The following is a 25182-nucleotide window of genomic DNA, read 5'->3' on the forward strand; positions in this document are numbered from 1 at the left end:
TCTAACGGACATTGGCGCCTTAAAAGGCTGGCTGATTCTACGGCAAAAAAAATTTAAAGGTAAGTCGGACTCTATTGGACTTTGGTGGCGTTGTACGCGGGCGCATCAAACCGCGATCCAGCGCTTGCCCCTGACGTTTGAGGGGTGATCAATGCCTGACAAAGGGCTAACATGCGGGCCTGTTCCGCGTTTCAGTGTTTTGCCAATTTATGCCCAATCAGACCATCAAGACCCCCTGCGTCGGCCTCTGCTCCACTGTTTACGGAGATCTGGTGTGCCGTGGCTGCAAGCGTTTCCACCACGAAGTGATCCACTGGAATGGTTACGGCGAGGAAGAAAAACGTGCGGTGTGGTTGCGTCTGGAACAATTGCTGTCACAAGTGATGGCGAGCAAGGTCGAGATCTTCGATTCGGCGCGTCTGCGCCAGCAGCTGGAACAGCGCAAGATCCGCTTTGTGCCGCATCAGTCGGAATATTGCTGGGCGTATCAGCTGATTGCGCGCGGGGCGCGGGTGATCATTAATCTGGAAGCCTACGGAATGGTGTTGTTGCCGGAGTTCCGCGACTGGAACCTGCCGGAACTGCGCGATGCCATTGATCGGGAATTCTTCCTGCTGTCGGAAGCGCATTATCAGCGCTACATCGCGCCCGGCTTCCTCAAGGACGCCTTCGGCGCCTGAAGATCAAAAGATCGCAGCCTGCGGCAGCTCCTACAGGTAGAACGCATTCCCCCTGTAGGAGCTGCCGCAGGCTGCGATCTTTTGCTTTTAGTGCTTCACCGCCAGCTCCACCAGATGATCCTCAACTTCCTGCGGTTTGAGCACCAGCACATCGCTTTCCAGTGCATCCAGCACCACCTCGGCGGTATTGCCGATCAGCGCGCCTGATAACCCGGTGCGTGCCACGGTGCCGATCACGGTCACTGCGGCCTGCAGCTTGTGCGCCATGAACGGGATCAGCACATCCGCCGGGCCTTCCTCGATGTGCAGGTGTTCTTCATCCACATCGAATTCCGCCTGAAACGCCCGGCATTGCTCGCGATAACGTGCTTCGATGGTTTCGCTGAGCTGTAAGGTCGGGTCCGCTGCCGACAGCATTGGCGAAGGATGCGCACTGATCACATGCAGATGCCCCTTGGCCAGACTGGCGATGTCGAAGCCGTGATCGATGATCGTGGTGTGCAAGTGCCGGTGCTCGCCATCGGCGTTGCCCACGTCGACTGCCGCGAGAATCACCCGGTCTTTCCACGGTGTGGAGGTTTTCACCAGCAACACCGGGGTCGGGCAGTGGCGCAGCAGTTTCCAGTCGGCCGGGGTCAGCAGAGCTTTCTTCAATGGGCTGTCAGGGTAGTGCTGCTTGATGACCAGCCCGCAGCCTTCGGCCTGCTGCACATCGATGATGGTCTCGTGCAGGCTTTCATTCCACGCCTGTTCGGTGGTCACGCTGTAGCCGTCAGCCAGCAGCGCGGCTTTGAGCACGCCGAGCATGCCGGCGTGGTCGTGCTTGCGGTCGCACACCAGCAGGTGCAGATGAGCCTGGGTCACGCCGGCGATCAACTTGGCGCGCTTGAGCGCCAGGCTTTCCGAATGTTCGGGTTCGATGACCACCAGAATGCTGCGAATGGCTTGCATGAGCGGAGTCTCCAGCAAAGAAAAGGCACGGCGTTGCACAACTATAGTTGCTGCTCGTCGGACCGCGACTTGATGCATATCAACGCCAGCCGCTGGTGGTCTGCGGGCAGGCCGGTATAATCGGCGCCCTTCGCGCCAATACCTTTACCGTGAGCCCCATGATCCTGCCCGAAATCCACGAATTCCTTGGCTGCCGCACGCCCGACGCCTGGGTCCAGGCCGCACTGGCTGATCAGGAAACCCTGCTGATCGACCACAAGAACTGCGAGTTCAAGGCCGCCAGCACCGCGCTGAGCCTGATTGCCAAGTACCATTCCCACGTCGACCTGATCAACATGATGTCGCGTCTGGCCCGGGAAGAACTGGTGCACCACGAACAAGTCATGCGCATCATGAAACGCCGCAAGATCGAGCTGCGCCAGCTCCACGCCGGCCGTTACGCCTCGGGCCTGCGCAAAGTGGTACGCAGTCACGAACCGGTGAAACTGGTCGACACGCTGGTGGTCGGCGCGTTCATCGAAGCGCGCAGTTGCGAGCGGTTCGAAGCGCTGGTGCCGCATCTGGACGAAGAACTCGGCAAGTTCTATTTCGGCCTGCTGAAAAGCGAGGCGCGGCATTTCCAGGGGTATCTGAAGCTGGCTTATCAGTACGGCGACGCGAAGGACATCGCCCAGGTGATCGAAAAGGTCCGTGCCGCCGAGCAGGAACTGATCGAGTCGCCGGACGAAGAGTTCCGCTTCCACAGTGGTGTGCCCGCGACCGCATAACCTGTAGGCGCTGCCGAAGGCTGCGATCTGTTGATGTTTTAAAGCAAGATCAAAAGATCGCAGCCTTCGGCAGCGCCTACATAGAAAACTGTTAAAAACTCTTAAGAGTATGAAACATCTACAAAAACCGGCCTCCGCGGCCGGTTTTTGCTGCCCGGGACAACGCCTCACCGGCGATTGCCGCCATACTGTCGACCACTTCACACATGGGTTGGCAGACGGTCGTTATGGATAACCTGGGTTTTGGCAAAGTCCTGCTGGTCGAAGACGATGAGCGTCTGGCCACGCTGATTGCGCATTTTCTCGAGCAGCATGGCTACGAGGTGCGCGCGGTGCATCGCGGTGATCTGGCGATGGCCGCGTTTCTCGAGTTTCAGCCCAAAGTGGTGGTGCTCGACCTGATGCTGCCGGGGCAGAGCGGGCTGCACGTGTGCCGGGAAATCCGCAGCGTGTCGGACACGCCGATAGTGATCCTCACCGCCAAGGAAGACGACCTCGACCACATTCTCGGCCTGGAGTCCGGCGCCGATGACTACGTGATCAAACCGATCAAGCCGCCGGTGCTGCTGGCGCGGCTGCGCGCGTTGCAGCGTCGGCAGATGCCGGATGTCAGCGTGGTCAGTTCGCTGGAGTTCGGGCGGCTGAGCATCGATCGCAGTTGTCGCGAAGTGCGCCTGGCCGGCGAAATCATCGAAATGACCACCATGGAGTTCGAGCTGCTGTGGCTGCTGGCCAGCGCCGCCGGCAAGACCCTGTCGCGTGATGACATCCTCAACCGCATGCGCGGCATCGCCTTCGACGGACTCAATCGCAGCGTCGACGTGTACATCAGCAAGTTGCGCAACAAACTCAAGGACAACCCCCGTGAGCCGGTGTGTATCAAGACCGTGTGGGGCAAGGGGTATCTGTTCAATCCGTTTGCGTGGGAGCTGTAGATGCTGCGGTTATTCCTCGGGCTGTTTCTGGTGATGACGGTGGGCCTGGTACTGGCCCTGCAAACCGTCGAGCACACCTTCAACGCGTTGCTCGACAATCAGATGCAGGACTACAACCGTGAGGCGGTGCGCGGGCAGGCGTGGTCACTGGTCGAGCACATGCGCGATCAGCAAGGTGCGGCGCGCGAGCAGCAACTGGAAGCGTTGCGCCCGCACTACGGCTTGTCGCTGAAGCTGGTGGAGGCGGATCAACTGGCCCTCAGCCCTGAGGAAAAGGCCGAACTGGCGCAGAACCTGTTGGTGATTCGCGATAACTACACTGAATTCATCAGCGACATTGACGGTGGCTCGCAGCTGCTCAGTATCAAGCTGCCGCCGGAACCGAGCCTGATGCCGTTCTACATTGCGGTGGCTTACGCGATGCTTGCGGTGCTGATCGGCATCGTCCTGTTCTTCTGGGTGCGCCCGCACTGGCGCGATCTGGAAAAACTGCGCCTGGCTGCCGAGCGTTTCGGCGATAACGATCTCTCGGTGCGTATTCAATTATCCAAGCGCTCGAACATTCGCGATCTGGCGGAACACTTCAACCTGATGGCGGCGCGCATCGAGAGCCTGATCGCCAATCAGCGCGAGCTGACCAACGCCGTGTCCCACGAGTTGCGCACGCCGATTGCGCGGTTGTCGTTCGAACTCGATCAGCTCAAGCAACAGCCGGACCCCAGCCAGAACCGCGAACTGATCGCCGACATGTACGCCGACCTTGGCGAACTGGAGGAAATGGTCTCCGAGCTGCTGACCTACGCCAGCCTCGAACGCGGTGCGACGGTGATCAAGCGCGAAAACATTCAGGCCGCCAACTGGCTCGACAGCGTGGTCGGCAGCGTGGCCCTGGAGGCAGAAGCGGCAGGGGTGCAGTTGCTGATCGGTGACTGCCGGATCGACACCGTGCGCATCGAGCCGCGTTTCATGGCGCGGGCGGTGATCAATCTGCTGCGCAACGCCATTCGTTATGCCGAACAGCGCGTCGAAGTGACGCTGGTGCGCAGCGGCGATTATTACGAGGTGCGGGTCAACGATGACGGCCCGGGTGTGCCGGTCGAAGGCCGGGAGAAAATCTTCGAGCCGTTCTCGCGGCTGGATGCCAGTCGGGATCGCCGCACCGGTGGTTTCGGCCTCGGGCTGGCGCTTGTGCGGCGGGTGTCGCAGTCGCATGGCGGGCAGGTCGAGGTCGGGGAGTCGGTTTGGGGTGGGGCGTCGTTTCGGATGACCTGGGCGCATCTGGATTGATCTGTTTTGTCCGGGCCGGCCCCTTCGCGAGCAAGCTCGCTCCCACAGAGGAATGCATTTCAAATGTGCGAGCTTGCTCGCGAAGAGGCCTTCAAACCTTGCGCAAAACCCTGCTCATCTGACCAACCCCAACCGCTCATGCCACTGCGCAATCGACTCCTCGGGATACACCTCAAACTGCTGGTCCCCGGGCTTGGCGTCCACCTCGACCCACGGCGCCTTGGAGCCCAGCATCAAATGCGTGTGCTCTGGCGGCACCGGCAGCGGGGTGTCGATGGCCGAGGCGAACGGGTGGATCAACTCCGGCCATTGCGGACTGAACAGCCACAAACCGCTGCCGCACTGGGAGCAGAAATGCCGTTCGGCGGTGCTGCGGTGTGCGCGTTTTTCGCCATCGTCCTTCATCTTCGCGTGGTAGATCGAGATATGTTTGCGCCCCTGCACCTTGAGGCTGGCTGAGTCGCCGCCGAGGTTGATCGCATAGCCGCCACCGCCCTGAGTCTTGCGGCAGATCGAGCAGTAGCAGCGTTGATAAGGGTAAGGGTGGGCGCTGGTCAGGCTGAAAGTGACGGCGCCGCAGTGGCAGGAGCCTTCGAGGTGCATGAGGGGCCTCCGGTGGGCTGAAGTGGTCCGGTTGAGCCTAGAAGAGTTGTGGCGATCTTGCTGACACCTTCGCGAGCAGGAGAATGCATTCCCCGTGGGAGCGAGCTTGCTCGCGAAGAACGATAACGCGGTCTAGACCTTGGCCACGCGCCACAAATACCACGCCGCCACCGTCCGATAAGGGCACCACGCCTGGCCGATCTCGATCATCTGCTTGCGCGTCGGCTGTACTTCCAGCCCCTTCAATCGCCGATAGCCCTCACGCACGCCAAAGTCGTCCGCCGGCAAAATATCCATGCGCTCCAGGCTATAAATCAGCAGCATCTCCACGGTCCAGCGACCAACTCCGCGCAGGCTGATCAGGCGTTCGATCAACGCTTCATCGTCCATCGCCAGCGCGCTGGGGTAGTCCGGCACCACACCGTCCAGAGTCGCCTGGGCGATGCCCTGAATCGTCGCGATCTTGCCCGCCGAAAACCCGCAGCCGCGCAACTGATCGAAGTCACTCGCCAGAATCTGTTCAGGCCGCGGAAACGTCTGCCCCGGAAACAACGCGACCAGGCGCCCGACAATCGCGTCCCCGGCCTTGGCGTGCAGTTGCTGATAGGCAATCGCCCGCACCAGCGACTCGTACGGATCGCGCGCCGGGTGCGGTTGATGCAGGCAGGGGCCGACGGCGCTGATGTGCCGCTGCCAGTCCTCGTCGAGTGCGGCCAGATGTTCGCTGGCCGCTTGATAAGGCTTGGCCATGCTTATTTCAGCAGGCCGTTGACTTCGCCGTAGCTCAACGCCTTGAGCTCATGGGTATCGAGTTTGCCGCTGGCGAGGAAGCTTTTCACCAGCGCACCCATCGCGCCATAGAGGAACTCGGCGATGCCGGACCCGGCGCTCAAGCGCCGTACGCCCAAGGCTTGCAGTTCCGCGGGCGAGGGCAGGCAAGCGAACCCCAGGACGTTGACTGGCAACGCCGTGCCTTTGCAGATCGCCTCGATTTCATAGGCCGCCGTGACGCCGGCTGCGAACAAACCATCAGCCCCGGCCGCCTGGTACAGCGCCGAGCGCCGCAGGGTTTCGGCGACGCGGTCTTCCGCCGGCACCAGACCCCTGAGGTAAACGTCGGTGCGGGCGTTGATGAACAGCTTCACATCACGCTTTTGCGCGACTTGTCGCGCCACTTCGATCTTGCGCGCCAACAGTTCCGGGGCGCCGTTGCCGTCCTCGATATTGATCCCGACGGCACCAGCGGCCAGCACCGCGTCGATGACCTCGGCCACACGCCCCAGGTCATCGGAATAACCGGCTTCGATGTCCACGCTCAGCGGCACCTTGATCACCCGGGCGATGGATTCCACCGTGGCAATCAAGCGTTCGAGGGGCAGGGTGTTGCCGTCCGGATAACCGTGCGCCCAGGCCACCGCCGCGCTGCTGGTGGCGACGGCTTTGCCGCCCGCGTGCTCGACCAGTCGCGCCCCGGTGGCGTCGGCGACGTTGGTCAGGATCAGCAGGCCATCCTGGTGCAACTGGTGGAACTGTGTGTCGAGCGTGCTCATCGAAATCCCTTCTTGTAATGGATACCGTGGTCAGAAAGCCAATGGTTGCGTGAGCTGCACGGCGGCGTTTTCCAGCCTCAGCAGAAACGCCTTGCGCGGCTGTCCACCACCATAGCCGGTCAGCGAGCCATCCGCACCGATCACCCGATGACACGGCACCACGATCGACAGCCGATTGTGCCCGTTGGCCAGGCCCACCGCACGACTGGCGCCGGGTTTGCCCAGGCGTGCAGCGAGGGCGCCATAAGTGCTGGTGTGGCCGTAGGGGATCTGCCGCAGTTCGGCCCACACCTGGCAGTCGAACGCGCTACCGGGCAGGTGCAGCGGGACGCCGAATACCGTGAGCTTGCCGGCAAAGTACGCGGCCAGTTCACTGTCGATCTGCTGCAGGTGCGCGTTGTGCCCCGGTGCGACCACATAGCCGTGACGGGTTTGCAGCTCTTCGACCTCGCGGGTCAGCGCCGGGCGATCGAGAAACTCCAGCAGTACCAGGCCGCGACGTTCGGCCATGGCGATCATCGGTCCCAGCGGCGTGGTCAGGCGGGTGAACAGCAGCGGTTCACTGTTGGCCGCTCGGCCCGGGGTGATGTGGAACGACTTCTGGAACGCATCGCGAAAGCCGCTGAGCGATTCATAGCCGGAATCGAACGCCGCATGATCGATCGAGGTGCCTTGGCGGATTCCGCCCAGCGCCATGCCGAGTCGGCGGGTGCGCAGCCAGGCGTGGAAAGTCATGCCGAAATGCTGCTTGAACCAACGCCGCAGCTTCAGTGGTTCGATGCCCTCGGCCAGCAACTGGGCGTCGCTCCAGCGCATTTCCGGGTCAGCGTCGACAGCTGCGAGCAGGCGCTGCACCCAATCGGGGGCAATGGCCGCAGCGTCCAGCGGTTTGCAGCGCAGGCAGGCGCGATAACCCGCCGACAGGCACTCATCGGCATGGGCGAAGAATTCGACGTTTTCCGGTTTCGGCTTGCGCGCCGTGCAGCTGGGGCGGCAGAAGATCCCGGTGGTTTTCACGGCCGTGAAGAACACCCCCTCGTAGGCGGTGTCGCGTTCGAGCATGGCGCGAACCATCTCGGCGTGGGGCGGCAGGAGTGCGGTTTGTATGTTCATGGCCAGAGCTTAAATCCAGGATTTCGATGGCTCCACCGAAAAATCGACAGTGAATTTCCAAATGCCCTGAACTACCGTGTAGGAGCTGCCGAAGGCTGCGATCTTTTGATCTTGTTTCTTAAAATCAAAGGCAAAAGATCGCAGCCTGCGGCAGCTCCTACAGTTGAGGGATTGAGGTCATGCCACCGTTCATCATTCAGCACATCGACCATATCGTCCTGCGCGTCGCGGACCTGCAACGCAGCATCGACTTCTACGACCGGGTCTTCGGCGCCGAAGTGGTCAGGCACAACGAGAAACTGGGGCTGGTGCACCTGCGCGCCGGCAGCTCGATGATCGACCTTGTCGACTTGCAGGGCGAGCTGGGCAAGAAGGGCGGTGGGGCGGCGGGTGCCGAGCGGCGCAACGTCGATCACTTCTGCCTGCGCATCGAGCCCTTTGACGAAGCGGCGCTGATCAGCCACCTGCAATCCTGCGGCTTGAGTGTCGAAAAAGCCGCCCGCCGTTTCGGTGCCGAGGGCTACGGTCAGTCGCTGTACTGCTTCGACCCGGACGGCAATCAGGTCGAACTCAAAGGGCCGTCCGAGGCTTAAGCGCGCTTGGTCATCAACAGCACCGAAGCCGCCGCCGACAGCAGCCCCGCGCAGCAACGGTTGAAGATGCGTTTGCCGCGCGGCTCGGCGAACCAGCGGCGCATGTGCAGGCCCATCCAGGCGTAGGCGCCGATGGCGATCCATTCCAGCAGCAGAAACAGCGCGCCGAGCACGGCGAATTGCGCCGCTACCGGTTGGCTCGGGTCGACGAATTGCGGCAGGAACGCGGTGAACAGCAGGATCGCTTTCGGATTGCCCGCCGCCACCAGGAATTCCTGGCGCGCCAGGCGGAAAAAGCCAACCGAAGCCGCCGTTGCCTGCTGCCCGGCGTCGGGATTGGCCCGCCACAGTTGCCACGCCAGGTACAACAGGTACGCCGCGCCGATGATCTTGATCGCGTGGAACAGCCATTCCGAGGTTTGCAGCACCACCGACAGCCCCGCGCCAGCGAGCGCGATCATCCCGGCGAACGCCAGAATCCGCCCGATACCGGCCGCACAGGCACGGCGATAGCCATAACGGGTGGCATTGCTCACCGAGAGCAGGTTGTTCGGACCGGGGGCCATGTTCAGGGCGAAACAGGCCGGGAGAAACAGCGTAAGCGTGGCGAGGTCCATGGCGGCGCTCCAGAAACGGTGGAGGCGCATTTTTATCACAGCCCGCGGGCGGCGCGACCCGTACAGTCACGCGGTGCTGTCGCGGTACAGCATCGACAGCCCTCCTTTAAGCGCATCGAACTTTTCCGATTCGGCGGAACTCTGAAAAGTCAGAAAGCGATGGTTTCTTCAGTAAAAAACTGTGCGCCCAGTCAGAAAAGGCGTTCGCCGTGTACTATGCGGCGACGTTGCAAACACCCCGCCGGCCCCGAAGCGGCCCCACCTAGAGCGATCTACATGCAAGCAAAGGCCCGTGAAGTCTATGTGCCACCGGTGCTGCAAGATCTGCGAGCCGGCACTGCCGAACTGCACATCGCACTGGAAAAACGCCTTCCCTTTTTCTCCGAACAACTCGATGCCAACGCCTTCCGGCGGCTGATGCAAGCCTATTACGGGTTTTACCGGCCACTGGAATCCGCACTGCTCGCCAGCGCCTGCATTCCCGCCGATTTCGATATTGCCCCACGGCTCAAGACGCCAACCCTGCAGCGTGATCTGCACGCGCTGGGCGAATCGCCCGAGGGGCTGGAGCACTTGCCGCTCTGTCGCCAATTACCGGTCATCGAGTCCAGCGCCGCGTGCCTGGGCGTGTTGTACGTGCTCGAAGGCGCGACGCTGGGCGGGCAGATCCTGCGCCGTGAAATCGCCACGCGCTTGAGCCTGGATGCCGATAACGGCGCAGCCTTCCTCGACGTCTACGGCGCCGCCACCGGCCGCCGCTGGCGCGATTTCATTGAATACCTGGGCGCTCGCCTGATGGACGTCGCCGAGCGCGCCGCCGTAGTTGCGGCGGCCCAAACCACATTCAGTTGTTTCGAGCGCTGGCTCGAAAGCCGGGAGGTACTGGCATGACTGCGCAAGACCAAGAAGCCTTTGAAGAATTGCTGGCCAACTGTGCCGACGAACCGATCCGCTTTCCCGGGGCGATCCAGCCCCACGGCCTGTTGCTGACCCTGAGCGAGCCTGCGCTGGAGATCATTCAGGTCAGTGCCAATGTCGAGACTCTGCTGGCCCGTCCGGCGCAGGGGCTGATCGGCCAGCCGTTGCACAGCCTGATCGGCGACGCTCACGCCGAGGCGGTGCGCGAAGCCTTGCAGCAACCGGCATTCTCCGACGCGGGACCGCTGCATTTTCACCTCAACGGCATTGCCTTCGAGGGCCTGTTGCATCGCCATCAAGGCGTGTTGATTCTGGAGCTGGAAATCCACGTCGAGAACTTCCAGCCGCGGAATGTGGCCGGCAACCAGACCCATCTGGGGCGCATGCTCCAGCGTCTGCAAGCGGCCACCACGCTGCAGGCGCTGTACGACATCAGCGTCAAGGAAATCCAGGCGATGACCGGTTACGACCGGGTGCTGATCTACCGATTCGAGGAGGAGGGGCACGGCCAGGTGATTGCCGAGGCGTCGGATCCGTCGATGGAAGTGTTCAACGGTCTGTTCTTCCCGGCCTCGGACATTCCCGAGCAGGCGCGCGAGCTCTACCGCACCAACTGGCTGCGGATCATCCCCAATGCCGATTACCAGCCAGTGCCACTGGTGCCCAAGCTGCGCCCGGACACCCAGACCGCGCTGGACCTGAGTTTCGCCACGCTGCGCAGCGTCTCGCCGATTCACTGCCAGTACATGAAGAACATGGGGGTGCTGTCGTCGATGAGCATTTCCCTGCTCAAGGGCGACAAGCTGTGGGGCTTGATCAGTTGCGGCAATCGTCAGCCGCTGCACGTGCCGCATGAACTGCGCAGCGCCTGCCAGACCATCGGCCAGGTACTGTCGCTGCAGATCAGCGCGATGGAGGCGCTGGAAATCAGCCGCCAGCGCGAAGAAAAGATCGAGGCGCTGGCACTGCTCAACCAAGCGATGATTGACTCGCCGCAAAACGTCTTCGACGGCCTGGCGCAACAGCCGCAAATGCTGATGGCGCTGACCGGGGCCGGGGGCATCGCGATCATCGAAGACAAGCAATTGCACCGTTACGGCAACTGCCCGGAGCCGGACGACATCCGCGCCCTGCACAAGTGGTTGCAGGACGGCGGCGAGCCGGTGTTCGCCAGCCATCACCTGGCGAGCGTTTACCCGCCGGCCGCGCAGTTTCAACCAGTGGCCAGCGGTGTGCTCGCCATGAGCCTGCCCAAGCCGGTGGACAACGGTGTGCTGTGGTTTCGTCCCGAGGTAAAGGAAAACATCAACTGGAGCGGCGATCCGAAGAAGCCGCTGGCCCTGGAAAACTCCGACGCCGGCCTGCGCTTGCGCCCGCGCACTTCGTTCGAAATCTGGAAAGTCGAGATGGCGGGGATTTCCACCAAGTGGAGCCACGGCGATCTGTTTGCGGCCAATGATCTGCGCCGCTCGGCACTGGAAAACGACCTGGCCCGTCAGGTACGCCGCGAGCAGGAGGCGGTGCGCGCCCGCGATGAGCTGGTGGCGGTGGTCTCGCATGACCTGCGCAACCCGATGACGGTGATTTCGATGTTGTGCGGCATGATGCAGAAAACCTTCAGCTCCGACGGTCCGCACACCTCACGGCGCATCTCCACGGCGATCGACACCATGCAACAGGCGGCGGGGCGCATGAACACGCTGCTGGAAGATCTGCTCGACACCTCGAAGATCGACGCCGGACGCTACACCATCACACCGCAGGCGCTGAATGTCGCGCACATGTTCGAAGAGACCCAGTCGCTGCTCGGCCCGCTGGCGCTGGACAAGGACATCAACATCTCGTTCGAGGCCCACGCTGACCTGAAAATCCATGCCGACCCGGAGCGGCTGTTCCAGGTGCTGTCGAACCTGATCGGCAACGCCATCAAGTTCACTCCGCGCAAGGGCTCGGTGGGCGTGGTGGCGAAGTCTGACGGCAAAGACATCGTGTTTACCGTGCGCGACACCGGCGAAGGCATTCCCAAGGAACACCTGCCGCATGTGTTTGACCGCTATTGGACGGTGAAAGAGGGCAACCCGACAGGCACCGGGCTGGGGTTGTACATCACTCAGGGCATCGTCGAAGCCCATGGCGGGCGGATCGAGGCCAGCAGTGAGCCGGGTGAGGGCACGGAGTTTCGGTTTACGGTGCCGTTAAGGGTGGTGGGGGAGTGAAAGAAACCCGCGCCCTGTGATTCAGGGCGCGGGTTGCGTGGCCTTATTGCGAGAATGGTTAACCCAGATCGCTCAATAACAGAAATACCTGTTTTGGCATCGGCGTGAATTGCTGGTTTCGCAGCTGACTGATCGCGTAAACGGCGCTGGCGGTGCGACCGTTTCCATCACCGAAGCCCTGGAACCCCGCAATGGCGGCAAGCAGGTGTTTGTCAACGTGCTGATGCGTGGCGTCCAGGGTTTTCAAGTGCTGCTCGAGCAACGCGAAACCGGTGGTGCTGCTGCCATATTTGGTGGGAGCGCCGGCCTGTCGGATGGAACCGGCCAGGTCGGGTACCAGTCGTGCGTGAATTTCCTGGATGAGGAGTGGGTCGAGTAGTGACTTTTTGTTGTTCGTGTATTCGCGCAGGACCGCCACGATGTTTTCAAAGTCATTACCTGCGGATGTAGAACCTTGCAGCATCCACGCAGCGGCGCGCTGGGAGTTGTCGATCAAACCTTCAGGGTTGAACGAGGATTCGGGCATGACATCGCTGTAGGGGGCTTTTCCGAGATCTTTGGCCAGCACACTTTGTTGATGGTTTTTCAGGTAGGTGATTTTTTTCGCCTCGATCTCGGCCACGATACCCAATGTTTGCGCATAGTCGTGTGCCCCAATGGTGAAGTACGTGCCATTGAAACGGCCAGGTTTGCTTTCAATGAACGCTGTCAGTAGATCGTTCACGGCTGTGGAACCAATCGATGACTCAAGGTCCTGAACTGAACGCAATGGAATGGCGGCCTCTCTGATGCTGTTATTGAACAGGTGCTCAAGTTCGAACACTGACGCATCCTTGGGTAAGGAAATATTTTTTTCACTCAATCGCGCGACAACCTGCTCGACCGTTTCCAACGTGTCATCCTTGAACAGTGCCCGGGCATGGGCCACCGTCGGCAGACCCATGCGAATTTCCGCGGCCGCGCCGGTCTTGTTCAACGCCTTGACCAGGTCGTAGGAACCACTGGTGCTGTTCGTCAGCCGACGCAATTGTCCGGCCCCCAGTTGAGTGATCGACAGACCATAATGCCCCAGCTTGAAAGCGCCTTTGCCGAGCAGTTTTGCACCGCTCTGAAGCAGTTGCGGGACACCGTCCAGCGGGTTGAACAGTGACAGTACAAAACGCCCGCCAACCTTGCTCAGGTTCAGCAATCTGGCACTGCTGCTCAGCGCCTTGGCGAACGTGCCCGCGGCGCCGACAAAGGCAAACAGCACCAGGGTCGCATCCATCACGCAGCTGAACAGCGCGCTGCTGCGGCGGTCCTCTTTGCCGGATGCCAGGCCTTCGATGCACTCCTTGAACGGAATGATGATGTTCAGAATCGTCTCGAATGCCTGCTCCCATCGCTCGTTGCTGGCTTCAATTGTGGTCTGGTCATAACCCATGGCATAGAACGCGTTGTAGGGCAGCGGTGGATTATGTTTGACCAATTGTTCAGCGATCGCCTGGAAGCGTTGGCTTTCAAAACTCTGCATTGGACTGCGCTGGTAATTGATGAAATCCGCTCTGTCGAATTGAGCAAAACGCTCCAGCACGAAATCATGCGTTTGCGGATCTGGACGGCTGTCCAGCGCCTTGCCGTTGAAATAGGCCGGGTCCATGGATGCCCCGTACAGGACGATTTGCGAATCGAATTGTGCATCGGCCTCGAGCCACAGGGGCCGCGCGTTGAACTGACGGGTCAGGGTCTGGTTCTCCCGGCACGCCCCCTGCAGCGGAAACAGCTCGTAGGCGCAGATGTCCTCGTTGACCTTGCTCAGCAGGATCACCCCGTAGGGCGCGTGAACGTCAGTCTCGCTGCGAATCAGCCCCGCAGAACTGATCGGACGAACCCGGATCAGGCGATACAGCGCCAGATGCCCTTGCTCGATGGCGACGCGATCTGCCACCTGGCTTTGCATCAGCGCCAGGCGCGTTAACGTGCCGAGGCCTTTCTGGTGAAGGGGGTATTGGCGGTCAATTTCTCGGGCGTACAGCGTATTGACAGGTTCCAGTCGTTGCAGCCTCTCGGTCCAGTCACTGTTGTAGGCACTGAATCTGCGCGCCAGATACAAATCCAGCAGGGACTCGTCCTGGTTGCTCGTGTTGCGAATGACGGACTCGGGGTCTAACCCGGCGCCCTCGATCGTAGCCCTGGCCAACGCTCTGCGACTGACCGGAGGCGTAGCGATGTTCTTCAAGGCTTCGCTCATTTGCCCCTGAAAGGTGTGGTAGCGGCCCAGCGCCTGCTCAACGAGCCATTGCGTGGGCAGGTCTTCGCTTGGGTCCGGTTCAAGCCCGTTGATAGCGCTCCAGACCAGAATGCAGCGGGTCATGATCAAGTCATGCAGCGCTTGCTGAGCAGGGCTGACCGGAGCGGTGGCCCCCAGTGTCTTCAGGCTTTCATAAGTCATCCGGCGCGACAGCCCCGGCGCAACGCTTTCGGCGAGCAGGACCGATTTGCGCAGCATGATCCAGCCGCAAGAACCCAATTGCAGGTTCGGCGGCGTAACGACGAGGAACTCAGGGGCCAGGCCGGCGAAAATCAGTTGCAACGCCAGTGGTGCGCAGGTCGGCTGAACACCGTACGAGTTGACGACGATATCGGTGAGCTTTTCGATGATCTCGTTGCGGGTGGCCTGCACGTAGCGGGGCGCGTACAAGTGAAACGAATGGTAGAAGCGGCGTGCGCTGTCCTCGGCCAGTCCGAAGTCGAGCAAGATCGCGGCAACCAGCAAGGCGCTGCGCTGATGGTGCGTCAGGGGTGTTTGGGTTGCCGGAGCTTGCGGGTTCAAGGCGCTCATACACGCCTGAGCGAAAGCCTTGGCTTGTGGCGTGTCGACAATCAACGCCCAGCTCGGGTCGAGGTCTTCCTGCACAAAAGCCTTGGAGAACGTGCTGCCAAGCATGGCGTCAGCCAGATAATCGAGCAGGGTTTGCGGCTTCGGGCCGTTGTTGTTGATCACTTGAGCAATGCACTGACGGATAGCGCCATGTTGATCGGTGCTGATCGCTAGTTGCGGTTCTCCGGTGTCTTGCGATAAGCCCCAGTAGTTACCATAAGGGGGCGGAGTTGGAAGTTGAAGTTTAAGAAAGTTGACGAGGCTGGAAATGCCTTGAATGTTGTTGGGGATATCCAGTTGATGGAATGCCAGCCAGTTTTTTAATGGAATGTAGTGGCTGGAAGAAATAATGCCACCCGTGAATCTTGCCGCGGTTGCGAGTTGTTTTAATGTGTCGGCTGAATCAGGGATTGCGCGTGTCACAGTATCGATGACATTGATGAACTCAACGTCCGCTGCCGAAGGGGCTGCGACTTCTGCTTGAAGCAGTTCCCCGTCTTCGCTGATCAGGAAAAACACGTCCTCACCAGGCCCGTACGGCCCGGAAAGTGCCATGAATCCGGGCTGCCGAACCAGTTGGCGAAACACGGTTCTGGCGGAGCGGTGGGCGTGATCGAACTCGCTGTCTTCAATCAGGTTAACCAGAATTTTACTGATGTCCACGTGATCGTCTGCGCGGTCGGTATTGGTCGACGATGGCGAGTCTGACAATTCGTAGAGCGAGGACAACGTGTCGGCAATGGCCAGGCGTTCCTGGGTCGATGCGGATGCGGGCAAAGGCTTGAACAGGTTAATTGAATTATTCATGCGGGCGGCATTCATCCGTGAAAAGTGATGGATTGAACTAAGTTGATGGTGTTCGTTATGGCCGGGGGACTATATCAAGTGAAAAATAGTGCAAGGTTGATGCATGGTTTCAAACTGTGTTCAAGTTCGCCAGGTGTGCTGGTTACGTGCGGATTGTCGATGTTCATTTTTTGTTAATTGATATAAGTGGCGTACTTCCGGCACGCTTGCCGAGGAGTGAAATTCTTACAGGGTAGTTTTCTTCAATACCCGGTGAGCAGGCTGGCGTTAACGTCGGCCATGTTCCTTTCAATTTGAAGCAGGTGTGCGATGAGTCTGATGCTTTCCATGGCCGCGTTTGCGCTGGTCGCCTCGATAACGCCGGGGCCGGTGAATATCGTGGCGTTGAGCGCGGGGGCGCAGTTCGGTTTCCGTGCGAGCCAGCGGCATGTGGCTGGGGCGACCTTGGGGTTTGTTCTGCTGTTGGTACTGATGGGGCTGGGTTTGCATGAGGTGTTGCAGCGTTGGCCGGCGTTGACGCGGGGGGTGCAATGGGCGGGGGTGGCGTTTCTGTTGTTCATGGCTTTCAAACTGGCCACTGACAACGGTCAACTCGATGCCAAGGATTCAGGGCGCGCGCCGTCGATGCTGTACGGCGCGGTCATGCAATGGCTCAACCCGAAAGCCTGGCTGGCTTGCGTGGCGGGGATGGGCGCATTTGTCGCCGATGGCGAGGCGCGGCTGGTCTGGCAGTTCGCGGCGGTGTATCTGGTGATCTGTTATTTGTCGGTCGGCTGCTGGGTGTATGCCGGGACGTTTTTGCGCGGCTATCTGGCTAATCCGGCGGGGATGCGTTTGTTCAATCGGGTGATGGCCGGGTTGCTGGCGGTGAGTGCGGGGTATTTGTTGTTGCCTTAGGGTGGCTTTTGCCCACCGGGCCTGTCAGCCGCGATATTGGCCGGGAGTCGCCGCCAGGTGCTGTTTGAACGCCCGCTGAAAATGCGCCTGATCGGCAAACCCGGCTTCCAGCGCCACGTCGGCGATCAACTGCCCGCTGCGCAAACGCTCACGGGCGAACTGGATGCGCTGGTTGACCACGAAGGCATGCGGGGTCATGCCGTAATGCTGCTTGAACGCGCGGATCAGGTACGACGGCGACAACTGTGCCGCGGTGCAGATGTCATCCAGGCTCAGCAGATCGGTGCAGTGCTCGCGGATGAAGTCGGCGGCGCGTTCGAGCTTGAAGTTCGGCTCGCGCACTGGCTGCGCCGCCGGGTTCAGGCGCCCCTGCAGATCGCTGAAAAACTCGACCGCCGCGCTCTGTTTACGCAGTGCGTCCTGCTGCTCGTCGACCAGCGTGTCGTACAGCGCTTGCAGGTCGCGAAACAGCCGTGGCTCCTGCAAGTGCGTGGTGGAAAAGCGTCGAAACTCGAGCTCGGCACTGAACCCCAACTGATGCTGCAAATCCGTCAGCCACGGCGTTTCCACATACAGCATCAGGTACGACCACGGCTGGTCATCGATCGGATTGCAGGCATGCACGTCGCCGGGATTCATCAGCACCACGGTGCCGGCCACGACTTCGAACTGCGCGTGTTCATGCACGTAGATGCTGCGCCCGGCGGTGATTGCGCCAATCGAAAAATGCGCATGGGAATGCCGGGCGTAGCAGACCTCACGGCCATCGGCGATGGCCCGCGCCTCGATAAACGGCAAGGCGTCGTCGCGCCAGAAGCGCGGAGCTTTATCAGGGTTTTTGGCGGCAGCGTGTTTCATCGTTATTGTTCCCGGCAGGCCAGACCCCGAGTGTATTAGCTCTGGCCGGCAAAGGCCCGCTCCAGTTCGGCGATGTCGAGTTTTTTCATCTTGAACATGGCCTGCATCGCCCGTTGCGACTTGCTGGTGTCGGCGTCCTGCATCATGTGCATGAACGCCACCGGTACGATCTGCCACGACACCCCGAACCTGTCCTTGAGCCAGCCGCATTGCTGCGCCTCGATCGGGCCGCCGGCTGACAGGTTGCCCCAGAAGTGGTCGACTTCTTCCTGGTTCTGGCAGTTGACCTGAAACGAGATCGCCTCGCTGAACTTGAACATCGGCCCGCCATTGAGGCCGGTGAAGCACTGGCCGTCGAGCTCGAAACTGACGGTCATCACGGCGCCTTCCGGCTTGCCGTGAAATTCCTGGCCGACCTTGCTGTAGTGGGTCAGTCCGGTGATTTTCGAATGATCGAAGATCGAGCAGTAAAACTTCGCCGCCGCTTCGGCCTGATCGTCGAACCACAGGCACGGCGTGATTTTCTGAAAGCGTTGCATGGCAGTCATCCTCGGCAGGTTAGACACGCAGGAGTAACAGCGTAGTCAGTCCTTGGTCGAGTGGCGGTGCCGTAGATCGACAATTGGAGCAATTGAGGCCAAACAACGTGGGAGCGATCTGCCCGGGTTAGCGCCGCTCAGCCACCATTATCAGCGACTGCGGTGTTGGGCTCTGCGGATGCTGCGGTTCCTGCAGGCCGGCCAGCCTGAACCCCGCCATGTCCAAGGCATTCAGCCAACTCGACAGCGTGCGCAAGTACCACGGCATCGGCTGCCAGTGGCCCTTGAACCCGGCGAAGGATTCTTCACGCCAGCCGTCCTGATAATCACCCGCCGCAGCCGCCCACGGGTGCAGGGTCTGGATGATCAATGTGCCGCTGGGGACGAGCAATGCATGCATCGCCGCAAGCAGCGGAATGATGTCCTGATGCAACAGCGAGAAATTCGCGCAGATCAGATCGTAATCGCGGCCGATATCGACCTGGGCGTCAACCAGCGCCTCGTAACTGGCGACGTGCACGTTGGCTGAACCGGCCGCGCGTGCCGCCTCGACCAGCGTCGCATCGCCATCCACGCCCGTCGCCTCGATACCGCGATCGGCCAGTGCCCGCAACAACCAGCCTTCGCCGCAACCCAGGTCGAGCACGCGCTCCGGCTGACGGCCCATGATGGCCAGCAGGATCGCCTGGTCGGTGACCTGCCGGCGGCTTTCGATGGCGCCGCTGCGGATCACCTCGATCCAGGCATCAGCGTTGGTGTGCCAGCTCTGCAGAAGGGTGGATTCGGGGGAGGGCATGTCGGCGTCCGAAACGATGGGTTGGTGCATGCAGTATGGACCCCGCAAAGCAGTGAGGGGCAGCCCCCTCACTGATCGGCCTGGCAGCTACTGCGGCACGCGCAGCTTGTCCAGCAAGCGATTGACCAGCAGTTCGTTCAACATGATCAACTGTTGCAACGCCAGCAGCGGTTTGCGCTCCGGGCCGCCCACCGAGTTGGCGATATTGCCGGCCATGGCATGGGCCGACGACAGCGATTCACAGGCTTCGACGAGCAGGGTTTCGTCATCCAGCGTCGGGTCTACGAAGTAGATGGGGCGGGTTTTGGGCGAGAAGGTGCAAGCCTTCGATGTTTCGGGGTTGAGGTAGAAGTCGAGGGCGCGATCAGTCGCTTCTTTGACCTTTTGTGGGTCAAGGCTTGGGTCGTGGGGGACTGGGGCGGTGGCGGGAGGGTTGGGTGTGATTTTGAACATAGATGAGACTCTGTCTTGAAAGAATGAAGAGCCATCACTCTCGCTACCAAACGAGGGGTGGCGGCCATTTGTGGGTTGGTAGACCGGTCAAGACAGGAAAACCCGGCGCTCACAAAGGAGCCCCACGCATGGCCACCATAAAAGCTGAGTCCCCCAAAGGAGACTTTATAAGGTGGCACCATACGACTGTCATGAAACGGGCTACCAAACCCGATCACTGTTTTTCAGTGACCGGCAAACGATATAGCCCGCCCCATAGCCGTGTAAGCCGGCGGATTCTGGTGTACGCGTAGGTAACGACGCAAGGCGTTGTAGCCTTTATGACGTAACGATTCGTGTAATTTAAACGGGTGTGCGGCATTGCGTTTAGACACTGAAGGCATGAGCAGACAGAGGAGGTACGACATGGATCCATTCACCGGCGGCTGCCTGTGCGGCGACGTGCGTTTCGAGGCTTCAGGCCAGCCTTACCGCGTCGGCCTCTGCCACTGCCTCGATTGCCGCAAACACCACGGCGCGCTGTTTCATGCGTCGGCGATATTCCCCGAGCATGCGCTGAAGGTCACCGGCAAAACCGGCGACTACAACGGCCGGTTTTTCTGTCCGCGCTGCGGCTCTCCGGTCTTCACGCGGTCGGGAGACGAGGTCGAAATCAACGTGGGTTCGCTGGATGAGCCGAACCAGTTCACACCCACTTATGAACTCTGGACTATCCGCCGCGAGACTTGGCTGCCGGCGTTGCCGCTGGCTCACCACTACGAACGTGACCGTGAGAGCACTGGCCGAACAGAAGAGTAATGGCAGCCACAACCCTTTGTGGGATTGATATTCGCTTGTACGCCGCAAACAAATGTGGGAGCGAGCTTGCTCGCGAAAGCGGTGGTTCAGTTGGCCCAATATTGACTGCCTGCTCGCGATTATGGTTTGACATGTAACGTCGATGTGACTGACCGACGTTATCGCGAGCAAGCTTGTTCCATACTTGAATAGTGTGCATATCTACACAAATAAAACCGCTCCCCATAATCTCTTTTCTCGAAAGTAAGTTCATCTCCTTTATGGGGATAGGAGAGTTACCTATTCGGATGGCTTATTGAGCATCGTTTTTTTATCAATTTTTTATATAGCACACACTGGCCCTCCGGTTGTCCAGAGGCCAATAGGCGTTGATCCAATATTGGTACGAGGGGTTGTCGTATCTCATGTAACCACTGACAAATCTTCCTTGGCCGCCCTCTTTAATACGTCCTATGAAAAATAAATAATCCTCACCTGCAAGGGGCGAGAATCTGAACTTTTCCATGTGCGGATAAGGAGGCTCGGGCAGACGTGTGCCGCGAGCTAAGATGTAGCTGTCCGCTTGGCTGTCTAAAACCGGTGTCGTGTCGTGGATGAGTTCCGCTACTCCTGAACATATGACGTTGTACCCGCCAGTACGCCCCAGATGGTCTGTTACGGTTATGCGCGCCGACCCGTTACCGGTGCTTCTAACCCTACCGGTGGAATCGACCGAGGCTATAGTGTCATCGGATGATGAGTATGTGAACGGAGCTATACCACTCTGGGCGGGTCGATCAGCGTATGTATCTCTCGCATCTGTTCCGCTTAATATGAAGTAGGGGGATTCAGTGAACAGGTTAAGCCCGGTTATGGCCAGAGGAGACGGATCGACAATAACCAGCTCGATCACGGTCAATCTATGTGCGGCCGAAACCGGATTCGAGCCATACAGTGCCTCGGCGGTGAAACTGTGGGCACCCACGCTCAGGCCGGTTATGGTAACGGTCCAAATGCCGCTCGTTGGGTCGGCAGTGGCTTCCCCTTTGGGCGTGTCGCCGTCCAGGATCTGGACTTTCTGGCCTTTACTGGCCGCCCCCGTGAGTGTCACGGTGGTGTCGACGGTGAAACCTGCTTCAGGAATCTCAACCCCCTTGGAGTCTTCGGCCAGGGTGATGGTCGGCCTCACGACTTCAAGGGCCCGAATGGTGTAAACCTGATCCGCAAACGCCACCGCATTGGCCAGCTGGTTACTCCGATCCAGCGCCACCCAGAATTTGATCCTCAAGCTGCTGCCATCGCCCAGCGCCGAGAGGTAGCTGTTGGCGACACTGCGCAACCAAAAGCCCTGGCTGAACCAGGTGGTGTTGACGGAGTGGCTGCCCCCTGTCCAAAGCGGCAGGTTATGTGCCATACCATCGGCTTTATGGCCCTCCAGGGTCATCCACACCTGCTGGCCCACCGCGATCAGTGCCCAAATCAGCGCACGAATATTGGCGTCTTTGCCGTCCAGGGCCGCGACATCCAGCACGTGGTTGGCGTCGGCGTCGTCAAACTTCGGTGAATTCAGTGCCGAGTCTGGCAAGGTGCCGACGTTAAGGGTCAATGGCGGCGAAATGATGGGCTTGCCATCCCGGGTCAAGGTGAAAGTCACCGTCACCGTTTTGCCCAGGTTGAACGCCAGCACCGAAACCAAAAGCTCAATGCTCAAACCGCTTTCACTCACCGGCTTCGGATCAGTGGTGTGCGAGCCGCCCGCCGCCGTGCCCGCTGCACCGGTCCAGGTCACGCTCAGCAGGTCATTCGGCCGCACCCCTTCCGATGGAATGACAGCGGTCAACGCATCCACGGCTTTGATCGGCTGCAGGGTGGTGCCGTCGGCCTCGGCCTGCAGGATGGTCGGTGCCACCAGCTCCAGTGCCGCCCCCACGCTAAACACCAACGGATTCGAATAACTGATCCGCTCCGGCGTGGTCTCCGTTGCCGCTCTGAGGATTTCGTACCACGACGTGATCGTCCCGTTCCGATTGGGCTCGATGTGCGCTTTGACAAACGCCTCGTTCAGGGGAAACACAATATCCTTGTCGGCATTGAACGAGGTGATTTCAATCGAGTCCGAGGTTGTGCCCGTCACCGAGCCTACCCAGAAGTAGAACAGTTCATCGCCGCGCTTGGTCGGGTTGCTGGCCCGGGGGGCCGTGAGGCGGCTGATGCCGTTGGGCAGATCCTCGGGTTCCAGCGTGCCGTCCTGCTCGCCGAGGACAATGGGCGCCACCATTTCCAGCAGTGGCTCCCCCACCCGCAGGAGGGCGTGGTGGATGGATTCACGTCGCAGAATGCTGTCGCCGACCTCGGCCAGCAACACGTAAAACAGATCCAGCGTCCCGCCCTTGATGGCGTTGAGGTGGTTGCCTTCGACGATGATGGGGATCGGCTCTTTGGCAGCGATATCGCTGGCTTTGAGGAAGTGCCAGGCGAGTTCGGGGTCGTAGGTGGTCAAGTCCAGCTTGGTGCCGACCCAGCGCAGGACGATGGCCATGCCTTCTTTCATCACCTCGTCAAACGGAATCATGATCGCGGTGAAGGCCAGCTCGGGATCGAGCGTGCCCTGTTCAGCGTCGGTGGCAATCGGCGCCAGCAGGCGCTTGGCTTCGCCAATGATATGGACGAAGCGTCCTTTGGCCTGCAGGTCTGGCGAACCGCTGCGTTCCACACGGTAGCTGAACACCGCCTGGGTCTTGGCCAGCAGCCGCGCGGCGGCGTTGGGCAGTTTCAGTTCGAGGACGCTCGGCAGGTTGGTCAGTTTCTCGCCACGTACTTCGATGGCGACCGGGTCGCCCTCCAGCGTGGTGCCTCTGATGATAGCGACGGGCACGTCGCCGAGTTTGAAATCGACCTCCGTGGCGTAAATCTGCAGGGTCACCGAGTCATCGCCCAGGGTGTCCAGGTTCAGCACATTGTTAATGGCCTCCTTGACGATGGCAGCCCCCAGCCGTGTGTTACCGGTGTCGACCCGGATGAGTATCTCGGCACTCCAGTCTGCGGAGCGGTTGTCGACGATGTCATGCACTTCAAAGACCACGGCCAACCCCTCGGGGCCGGTATCGCCTGCGTTGAGGATGGTGTCCTTGTCGACATGAATGTTGAGGGGGTGTCCTTCCGGGTCATCGATATGTTGCTGGGTGACGGGCTCGGAAAATACAAACCAGCCGCCCCAGCTCAATTTGCAATGGTCCCCCACGGCGATATTGGGGTACAGCGGTTTACTGGGGGTGCCCGGCTTGGCTATGACGATGGTGTCGATGCCGGCCTCGGCAATGTCCTTGTCCACGCCGTCCTGAATGATCGGCGGATCGATGTACAGGTGCAGCTCGGAATGCCCCGGCACGCTGCCGTTTTCATCCGTGCCGGCGGGGAGTTCCAGTTTGACGTAGATTTTGACTGGCGGGTTAGAGAGTTCCGGGGCCTGATTGAGTCGCTTGACGCGGTATTGCAGCTCATAAGAGCCGGTCAGCAGTCGGCCGGGTGCCACATACAAGGTGATGCGCTGGCCGACATCATTGATATCGATGGTGCGTTGATCAACTTGGTTTCCGTTGAGCAGCAGGAAGACCTCATCGCCTTGCCCCATGTTTGCCCATGGCACCAAGTAGACCTTCAAGCCCAGGTCCGGCGTCAGACCCCGCGCGGCGGCAAAGTTGATCCCCCACTCCCCGGAATCGAGGATCGGTTGGGTGCGGTCGGGGATTTCCAGTGGCAGCAAGGCCTTGGGGCTGGGGTCTCGGTGGGGTTGGGTGAGCATGGCGGGCACTCCGGTCCAGAAGCTGAGGAACGACGGAGTGATTGAAGGCTAGAAGCAGATGCACTGGCTACTGTCAGATCTGACAGGTGAAGGGGTGTTTCCGATGAACGGCAGAGTGTCTGCGTAAGAGCGAGCGGTGCGGCGAAGGCGGTGAGTGAGGTCGCTCAATATCGATTGCCAGAGTGCATTCGTCAGCGGGCTCGCTCCCACAGGGGGAGGTGGTTGACGTCAGTGATCTCAACCGCGAATGAAAGCCAACAAATCCGCATTGATCGTCGCCGCCTCTGTCGTCGGCATTCCGTGCGGGAACCCCGGGTACGACTTCAGTGTGCCATTTGGCAGCAGTTTCGCCGACAGAGGCCCCGAGTTCGCGTACGGCACAATCTGATCATCCTCGCCATGCATCACCAGCACCGGTACGGTGACGTTCTTCAGGTCTTCGGTGAAGTCGGTCTGCGAGAAGGCGACGATCCCGTCGTAATGCGCCTTGGCTCCGCCGATCATGCCCTGGCGCCACCAGTTGCCGATGATCCCTTCCGAAGGTTTGGCCCCCGACCGGTTGTAGCCATAGAAAGGACCGCTGGGTAGATCGCGATAGAACTGTGCGCGGTTGGCGGCCAGTTGCGCCTGCAAGTCATCGAACACCGATTTCGGCAAACCTTGAGGATTGCTCTCGGTCTTGACCATCAACGGCGGCACGGCGCTGATCAGCACGCCTTTGGCGACGTTGTCCTGACCGTGGCGGGCGATGTAATGGATGACCTCACCGCCACCGGTGGAGTGGCCGACATGCACGACATTCTTCAAACCCAGATGTTTGACCACCGCCAGCACATCGTCGGCGTAGTGATCCATGTCGTGCCCGTCCCAGACCTGACTCGACCGGCCGTGGCCCCGGCGATCATGGGCGACCACCCGAAAGCCTTGCCCGAGAAAGAACAGCATCTGCGCATCCCAGTCATCCGAGCTCAGCGGCCAGCCGTGGTGAAAGTGGATCACCGGCGCGTTTTTCGGGCCCCAGTCCTTGTAGAAAATCTCGACGCCGTCGTTGGTGGTGACAAATCCCATGTTCGCGACTCCTGACCAATATTAGGGTGACCGCGCTCGTCGCAGGCCGGTCGTGATGGCTCGGGTGAGCGCCGTTATCAGCCAGAGGATTAAAG

Annotated in this window: 22 protein-coding genes; 9 read left to right on the plus strand and 13 right to left on the minus strand. The window is 60.3% G+C overall.

Annotated elements, in window-relative coordinates:
- Window positions 1–209: 209 nt before the first annotated feature.
- Window positions 210–680 carry a DUF1289 domain-containing protein gene (locus tag NN484_RS23625; RefSeq protein ID WP_041067373.1) on the plus strand — a complete coding sequence of 157 codons (471 nt, stop codon included), beginning with the start codon at window positions 210–212 and terminating at the stop codon, window positions 678–680.
- Window positions 681–767: 87 nt separating this feature from the next.
- On the opposite strand, the gene NN484_RS23630 is transcribed toward NN484_RS23625, so the two are convergent.
- Window positions 768–1631: a universal stress protein gene (locus tag NN484_RS23630; RefSeq protein WP_274658042.1), complete on the minus strand. Its 864-nt coding sequence runs from the start codon at window positions 1629–1631 to the stop codon at window positions 768–770.
- Window positions 1632–1789: 158 nt separating this feature from the next.
- Here NN484_RS23630 and NN484_RS23635 point away from each other — a divergent pair, with 158 nt between their 5' ends.
- The 3 genes from NN484_RS23635 (at window position 1790) to NN484_RS23645 (ending at window position 4620) form a co-directional block, all read left to right on the plus strand.
- Window positions 1790–2398, plus strand: coding sequence for a MiaE family protein (locus tag NN484_RS23635; RefSeq protein ID WP_038366285.1), 609 nt, complete (start codon window positions 1790–1792; stop codon window positions 2396–2398).
- 227 nt (window positions 2399–2625) lie between these two features.
- Complete coding sequence (locus NN484_RS23640; protein ID WP_127651829.1) at window positions 2626–3333, plus strand: response regulator; 708 nt, start codon at window positions 2626–2628, stop codon at window positions 3331–3333.
- On the plus strand, window positions 3334–4620 hold the full coding sequence (locus NN484_RS23645; RefSeq protein WP_215500841.1) for an ATP-binding protein: 1287 nt from the start codon (window positions 3334–3336) through the stop codon (window positions 4618–4620). It abuts the gene before it with no gap.
- A gap of 114 nt (window positions 4621–4734) precedes the next feature.
- On the opposite strand, the gene NN484_RS23650 is transcribed toward NN484_RS23645, so the two are convergent.
- The 4 genes from NN484_RS23650 to NN484_RS23665 all read right to left on the minus strand — a co-directional run bounded on the left by NN484_RS23650 (window position 4735) and on the right by NN484_RS23665 (window position 7886).
- The gene (locus tag NN484_RS23650; RefSeq protein WP_215500840.1) at window positions 4735–5223 is read right to left on the minus strand and encodes a GFA family protein; all 489 of its coding nucleotides are present in this window, start codon (window positions 5221–5223) and stop codon (window positions 4735–4737) included.
- A gap of 132 nt (window positions 5224–5355) precedes the next feature.
- The gene (locus NN484_RS23655; protein ID WP_274658043.1) at window positions 5356–5973 is read right to left on the minus strand and encodes a DNA-3-methyladenine glycosylase family protein; all 618 of its coding nucleotides are present in this window, start codon (window positions 5971–5973) and stop codon (window positions 5356–5358) included.
- Between the two features lie 2 nt (window positions 5974–5975).
- The gene (locus NN484_RS23660; protein ID WP_274658044.1) at window positions 5976–6773 is read right to left on the minus strand and encodes an isocitrate lyase/PEP mutase family protein; all 798 of its coding nucleotides are present in this window, start codon (window positions 6771–6773) and stop codon (window positions 5976–5978) included.
- Window positions 6774–6803: 30 nt separating this feature from the next.
- On the minus strand, window positions 6804–7886 hold the full coding sequence (locus NN484_RS23665) for a bifunctional transcriptional activator/DNA repair enzyme AdaA (protein ID WP_274658045.1): 1083 nt from the start codon (window positions 7884–7886) through the stop codon (window positions 6804–6806).
- A 179-nt stretch (window positions 7887–8065) separates the two neighbouring features.
- On the opposite strand from NN484_RS23665, the gene NN484_RS23670 reads away from it, so the two are divergent.
- On the plus strand, window positions 8066–8479 hold the full coding sequence (locus NN484_RS23670; RefSeq protein ID WP_127651835.1) for a VOC family protein: 414 nt from the start codon (window positions 8066–8068) through the stop codon (window positions 8477–8479).
- Here NN484_RS23670 and NN484_RS23675 read toward each other — a convergent pair.
- On the minus strand, window positions 8476–9096 hold the full coding sequence (locus NN484_RS23675) for a LysE family translocator (RefSeq protein ID WP_127651836.1): 621 nt from the start codon (window positions 9094–9096) through the stop codon (window positions 8476–8478). The two genes, NN484_RS23670 and NN484_RS23675, sit on opposite strands and share 4 nt — an antisense overlap.
- 276 nt (window positions 9097–9372) lie before the next feature.
- Between NN484_RS23675 and NN484_RS23680 the strand changes: the two genes are divergently transcribed.
- Both NN484_RS23680 and NN484_RS23685 read left to right on the plus strand, forming a co-directional pair.
- The gene (locus NN484_RS23680; RefSeq protein ID WP_274658046.1) at window positions 9373–9987 is read left to right on the plus strand and encodes a biliverdin-producing heme oxygenase; all 615 of its coding nucleotides are present in this window, start codon (window positions 9373–9375) and stop codon (window positions 9985–9987) included.
- Entirely contained in the window at window positions 9984–12230 is a 2247-nt protein-coding gene (locus NN484_RS23685; protein WP_215500836.1) for an ATP-binding protein, read from the plus strand. The genes NN484_RS23680 and NN484_RS23685 overlap by 4 nt, the downstream gene beginning before the upstream one ends.
- A 58-nt stretch (window positions 12231–12288) precedes the next feature.
- On the opposite strand, the gene NN484_RS23690 is transcribed toward NN484_RS23685, so the two are convergent.
- On the minus strand, window positions 12289–15897 hold the full coding sequence (locus NN484_RS23690) for a hypothetical protein (RefSeq protein WP_274658047.1): 3609 nt from the start codon (window positions 15895–15897) through the stop codon (window positions 12289–12291).
- 309 nt (window positions 15898–16206) lie between these two features.
- Here NN484_RS23690 and NN484_RS23695 point away from each other — a divergent pair, with 309 nt between their 5' ends.
- On the plus strand, window positions 16207–16794 hold the full coding sequence (locus NN484_RS23695) for a LysE family translocator (protein WP_127651840.1): 588 nt from the start codon (window positions 16207–16209) through the stop codon (window positions 16792–16794).
- 24 nt (window positions 16795–16818) lie between these two features.
- On the opposite strand, the gene NN484_RS23700 is transcribed toward NN484_RS23695, so the two are convergent.
- The 4 genes from NN484_RS23700 to NN484_RS23715 all read right to left on the minus strand — a co-directional run bounded on the left by NN484_RS23700 (window position 16819) and on the right by NN484_RS23715 (window position 19440).
- The gene (locus tag NN484_RS23700) at window positions 16819–17652 is read right to left on the minus strand and encodes a helix-turn-helix transcriptional regulator (protein WP_274658048.1); all 834 of its coding nucleotides are present in this window, start codon (window positions 17650–17652) and stop codon (window positions 16819–16821) included.
- Between the two features lie 35 nt (window positions 17653–17687).
- The gene (locus NN484_RS23705; RefSeq protein WP_215500833.1) at window positions 17688–18191 is read right to left on the minus strand and encodes a VOC family protein; all 504 of its coding nucleotides are present in this window, start codon (window positions 18189–18191) and stop codon (window positions 17688–17690) included.
- 127 nt (window positions 18192–18318) lie between these two features.
- Window positions 18319–18987, minus strand: coding sequence for a class I SAM-dependent methyltransferase (locus NN484_RS23710; protein ID WP_274659332.1), 669 nt, complete (start codon window positions 18985–18987; stop codon window positions 18319–18321).
- 87 nt (window positions 18988–19074) lie between these two features.
- On the minus strand, window positions 19075–19440 hold the full coding sequence (locus NN484_RS23715) for a DUF6124 family protein (protein WP_274658049.1): 366 nt from the start codon (window positions 19438–19440) through the stop codon (window positions 19075–19077).
- A gap of 405 nt (window positions 19441–19845) precedes the next feature.
- Between NN484_RS23715 and NN484_RS23720 the strand changes: the two genes are divergently transcribed.
- The gene (locus NN484_RS23720; RefSeq protein WP_274658050.1) at window positions 19846–20238 is read left to right on the plus strand and encodes a GFA family protein; all 393 of its coding nucleotides are present in this window, start codon (window positions 19846–19848) and stop codon (window positions 20236–20238) included.
- Window positions 20239–20551: 313 nt separating this feature from the next.
- On the opposite strand, the gene NN484_RS23725 is transcribed toward NN484_RS23720, so the two are convergent.
- Both NN484_RS23725 and NN484_RS23730 read right to left on the minus strand, forming a co-directional pair.
- Window positions 20552–24019, minus strand: coding sequence for an Ig-like domain-containing protein (locus NN484_RS23725; RefSeq protein WP_274658051.1), 3468 nt, complete (start codon window positions 24017–24019; stop codon window positions 20552–20554).
- Between the two features lie 237 nt (window positions 24020–24256).
- Window positions 24257–25087: an alpha/beta fold hydrolase gene (locus NN484_RS23730; RefSeq protein ID WP_274658052.1), complete on the minus strand. Its 831-nt coding sequence runs from the start codon at window positions 25085–25087 to the stop codon at window positions 24257–24259.
- Window positions 25088–25182: the final 95 nt, after the last annotated feature.

Source organism: Pseudomonas serboccidentalis (assembly GCF_028830055.1).
Lineage (GTDB): Bacteria > Pseudomonadota > Gammaproteobacteria > Pseudomonadales > Pseudomonadaceae > Aquipseudomonas > Aquipseudomonas serboccidentalis.

Excerpts from the sequence above, each read along its gene's own strand:
- NN484_RS23660 (WP_274658044.1), bottom strand. The coding sequence starts at position 6,773 with ATGAGCACGCTCGACACACAGTTCCACCAGTTGCACCAGGATGGCCTG.
- NN484_RS23645 (WP_215500841.1), top strand. The coding sequence starts at position 3,334 with ATGCTGCGGTTATTCCTCGGGCTGTTTCTGGTGATGACGGTGGGCCTG.
- NN484_RS23725 (WP_274658051.1), bottom strand. The coding sequence starts at position 24,019 with ATGCTCACCCAACCCCACCGAGACCCCAGCCCCAAGGCCTTGCTGCCA.
- NN484_RS23720 (WP_274658050.1), top strand. The coding sequence starts at position 19,846 with ATGGATCCATTCACCGGCGGCTGCCTGTGCGGCGACGTGCGTTTCGAG.
- NN484_RS23690 (WP_274658047.1), bottom strand. The coding sequence starts at position 15,897 with ATGAATAATTCAATTAACCTGTTCAAGCCTTTGCCCGCATCCGCATCG.
- NN484_RS23715 (WP_274658049.1), bottom strand. The coding sequence starts at position 19,440 with ATGTTCAAAATCACACCCAACCCTCCCGCCACCGCCCCAGTCCCCCAC.
- NN484_RS23685 (WP_215500836.1), top strand. The coding sequence starts at position 9,984 with ATGACTGCGCAAGACCAAGAAGCCTTTGAAGAATTGCTGGCCAACTGT.
- NN484_RS23655 (WP_274658043.1), bottom strand. The coding sequence starts at position 5,973 with ATGGCCAAGCCTTATCAAGCGGCCAGCGAACATCTGGCCGCACTCGAC.
- NN484_RS23700 (WP_274658048.1), bottom strand. The coding sequence starts at position 17,652 with ATGAAACACGCTGCCGCCAAAAACCCTGATAAAGCTCCGCGCTTCTGG.
- NN484_RS23710 (WP_274659332.1), bottom strand. The coding sequence starts at position 18,987 with ATGCCCTCCCCCGAATCCACCCTTCTGCAGAGCTGGCACACCAACGCT.
- NN484_RS23695 (WP_127651840.1), top strand. The coding sequence starts at position 16,207 with ATGAGTCTGATGCTTTCCATGGCCGCGTTTGCGCTGGTCGCCTCGATA.
- NN484_RS23705 (WP_215500833.1), bottom strand. The coding sequence starts at position 18,191 with ATGCAACGCTTTCAGAAAATCACGCCGTGCCTGTGGTTCGACGATCAG.
- NN484_RS23625 (WP_041067373.1), top strand. The coding sequence starts at position 210 with ATGCCCAATCAGACCATCAAGACCCCCTGCGTCGGCCTCTGCTCCACT.
- NN484_RS23635 (WP_038366285.1), top strand. The coding sequence starts at position 1,790 with ATGATCCTGCCCGAAATCCACGAATTCCTTGGCTGCCGCACGCCCGAC.
- NN484_RS23640 (WP_127651829.1), top strand. The coding sequence starts at position 2,626 with ATGGATAACCTGGGTTTTGGCAAAGTCCTGCTGGTCGAAGACGATGAG.
- NN484_RS23650 (WP_215500840.1), bottom strand. The coding sequence starts at position 5,223 with ATGCACCTCGAAGGCTCCTGCCACTGCGGCGCCGTCACTTTCAGCCTG.
- NN484_RS23675 (WP_127651836.1), bottom strand. The coding sequence starts at position 9,096 with ATGGACCTCGCCACGCTTACGCTGTTTCTCCCGGCCTGTTTCGCCCTG.
- NN484_RS23730 (WP_274658052.1), bottom strand. The coding sequence starts at position 25,087 with ATGGGATTTGTCACCACCAACGACGGCGTCGAGATTTTCTACAAGGAC.
- NN484_RS23665 (WP_274658045.1), bottom strand. The coding sequence starts at position 7,886 with ATGAACATACAAACCGCACTCCTGCCGCCCCACGCCGAGATGGTTCGC.
- NN484_RS23630 (WP_274658042.1), bottom strand. The coding sequence starts at position 1,631 with ATGCAAGCCATTCGCAGCATTCTGGTGGTCATCGAACCCGAACATTCG.
- NN484_RS23680 (WP_274658046.1), top strand. The coding sequence starts at position 9,373 with ATGCAAGCAAAGGCCCGTGAAGTCTATGTGCCACCGGTGCTGCAAGAT.
- NN484_RS23670 (WP_127651835.1), top strand. The coding sequence starts at position 8,066 with ATGCCACCGTTCATCATTCAGCACATCGACCATATCGTCCTGCGCGTC.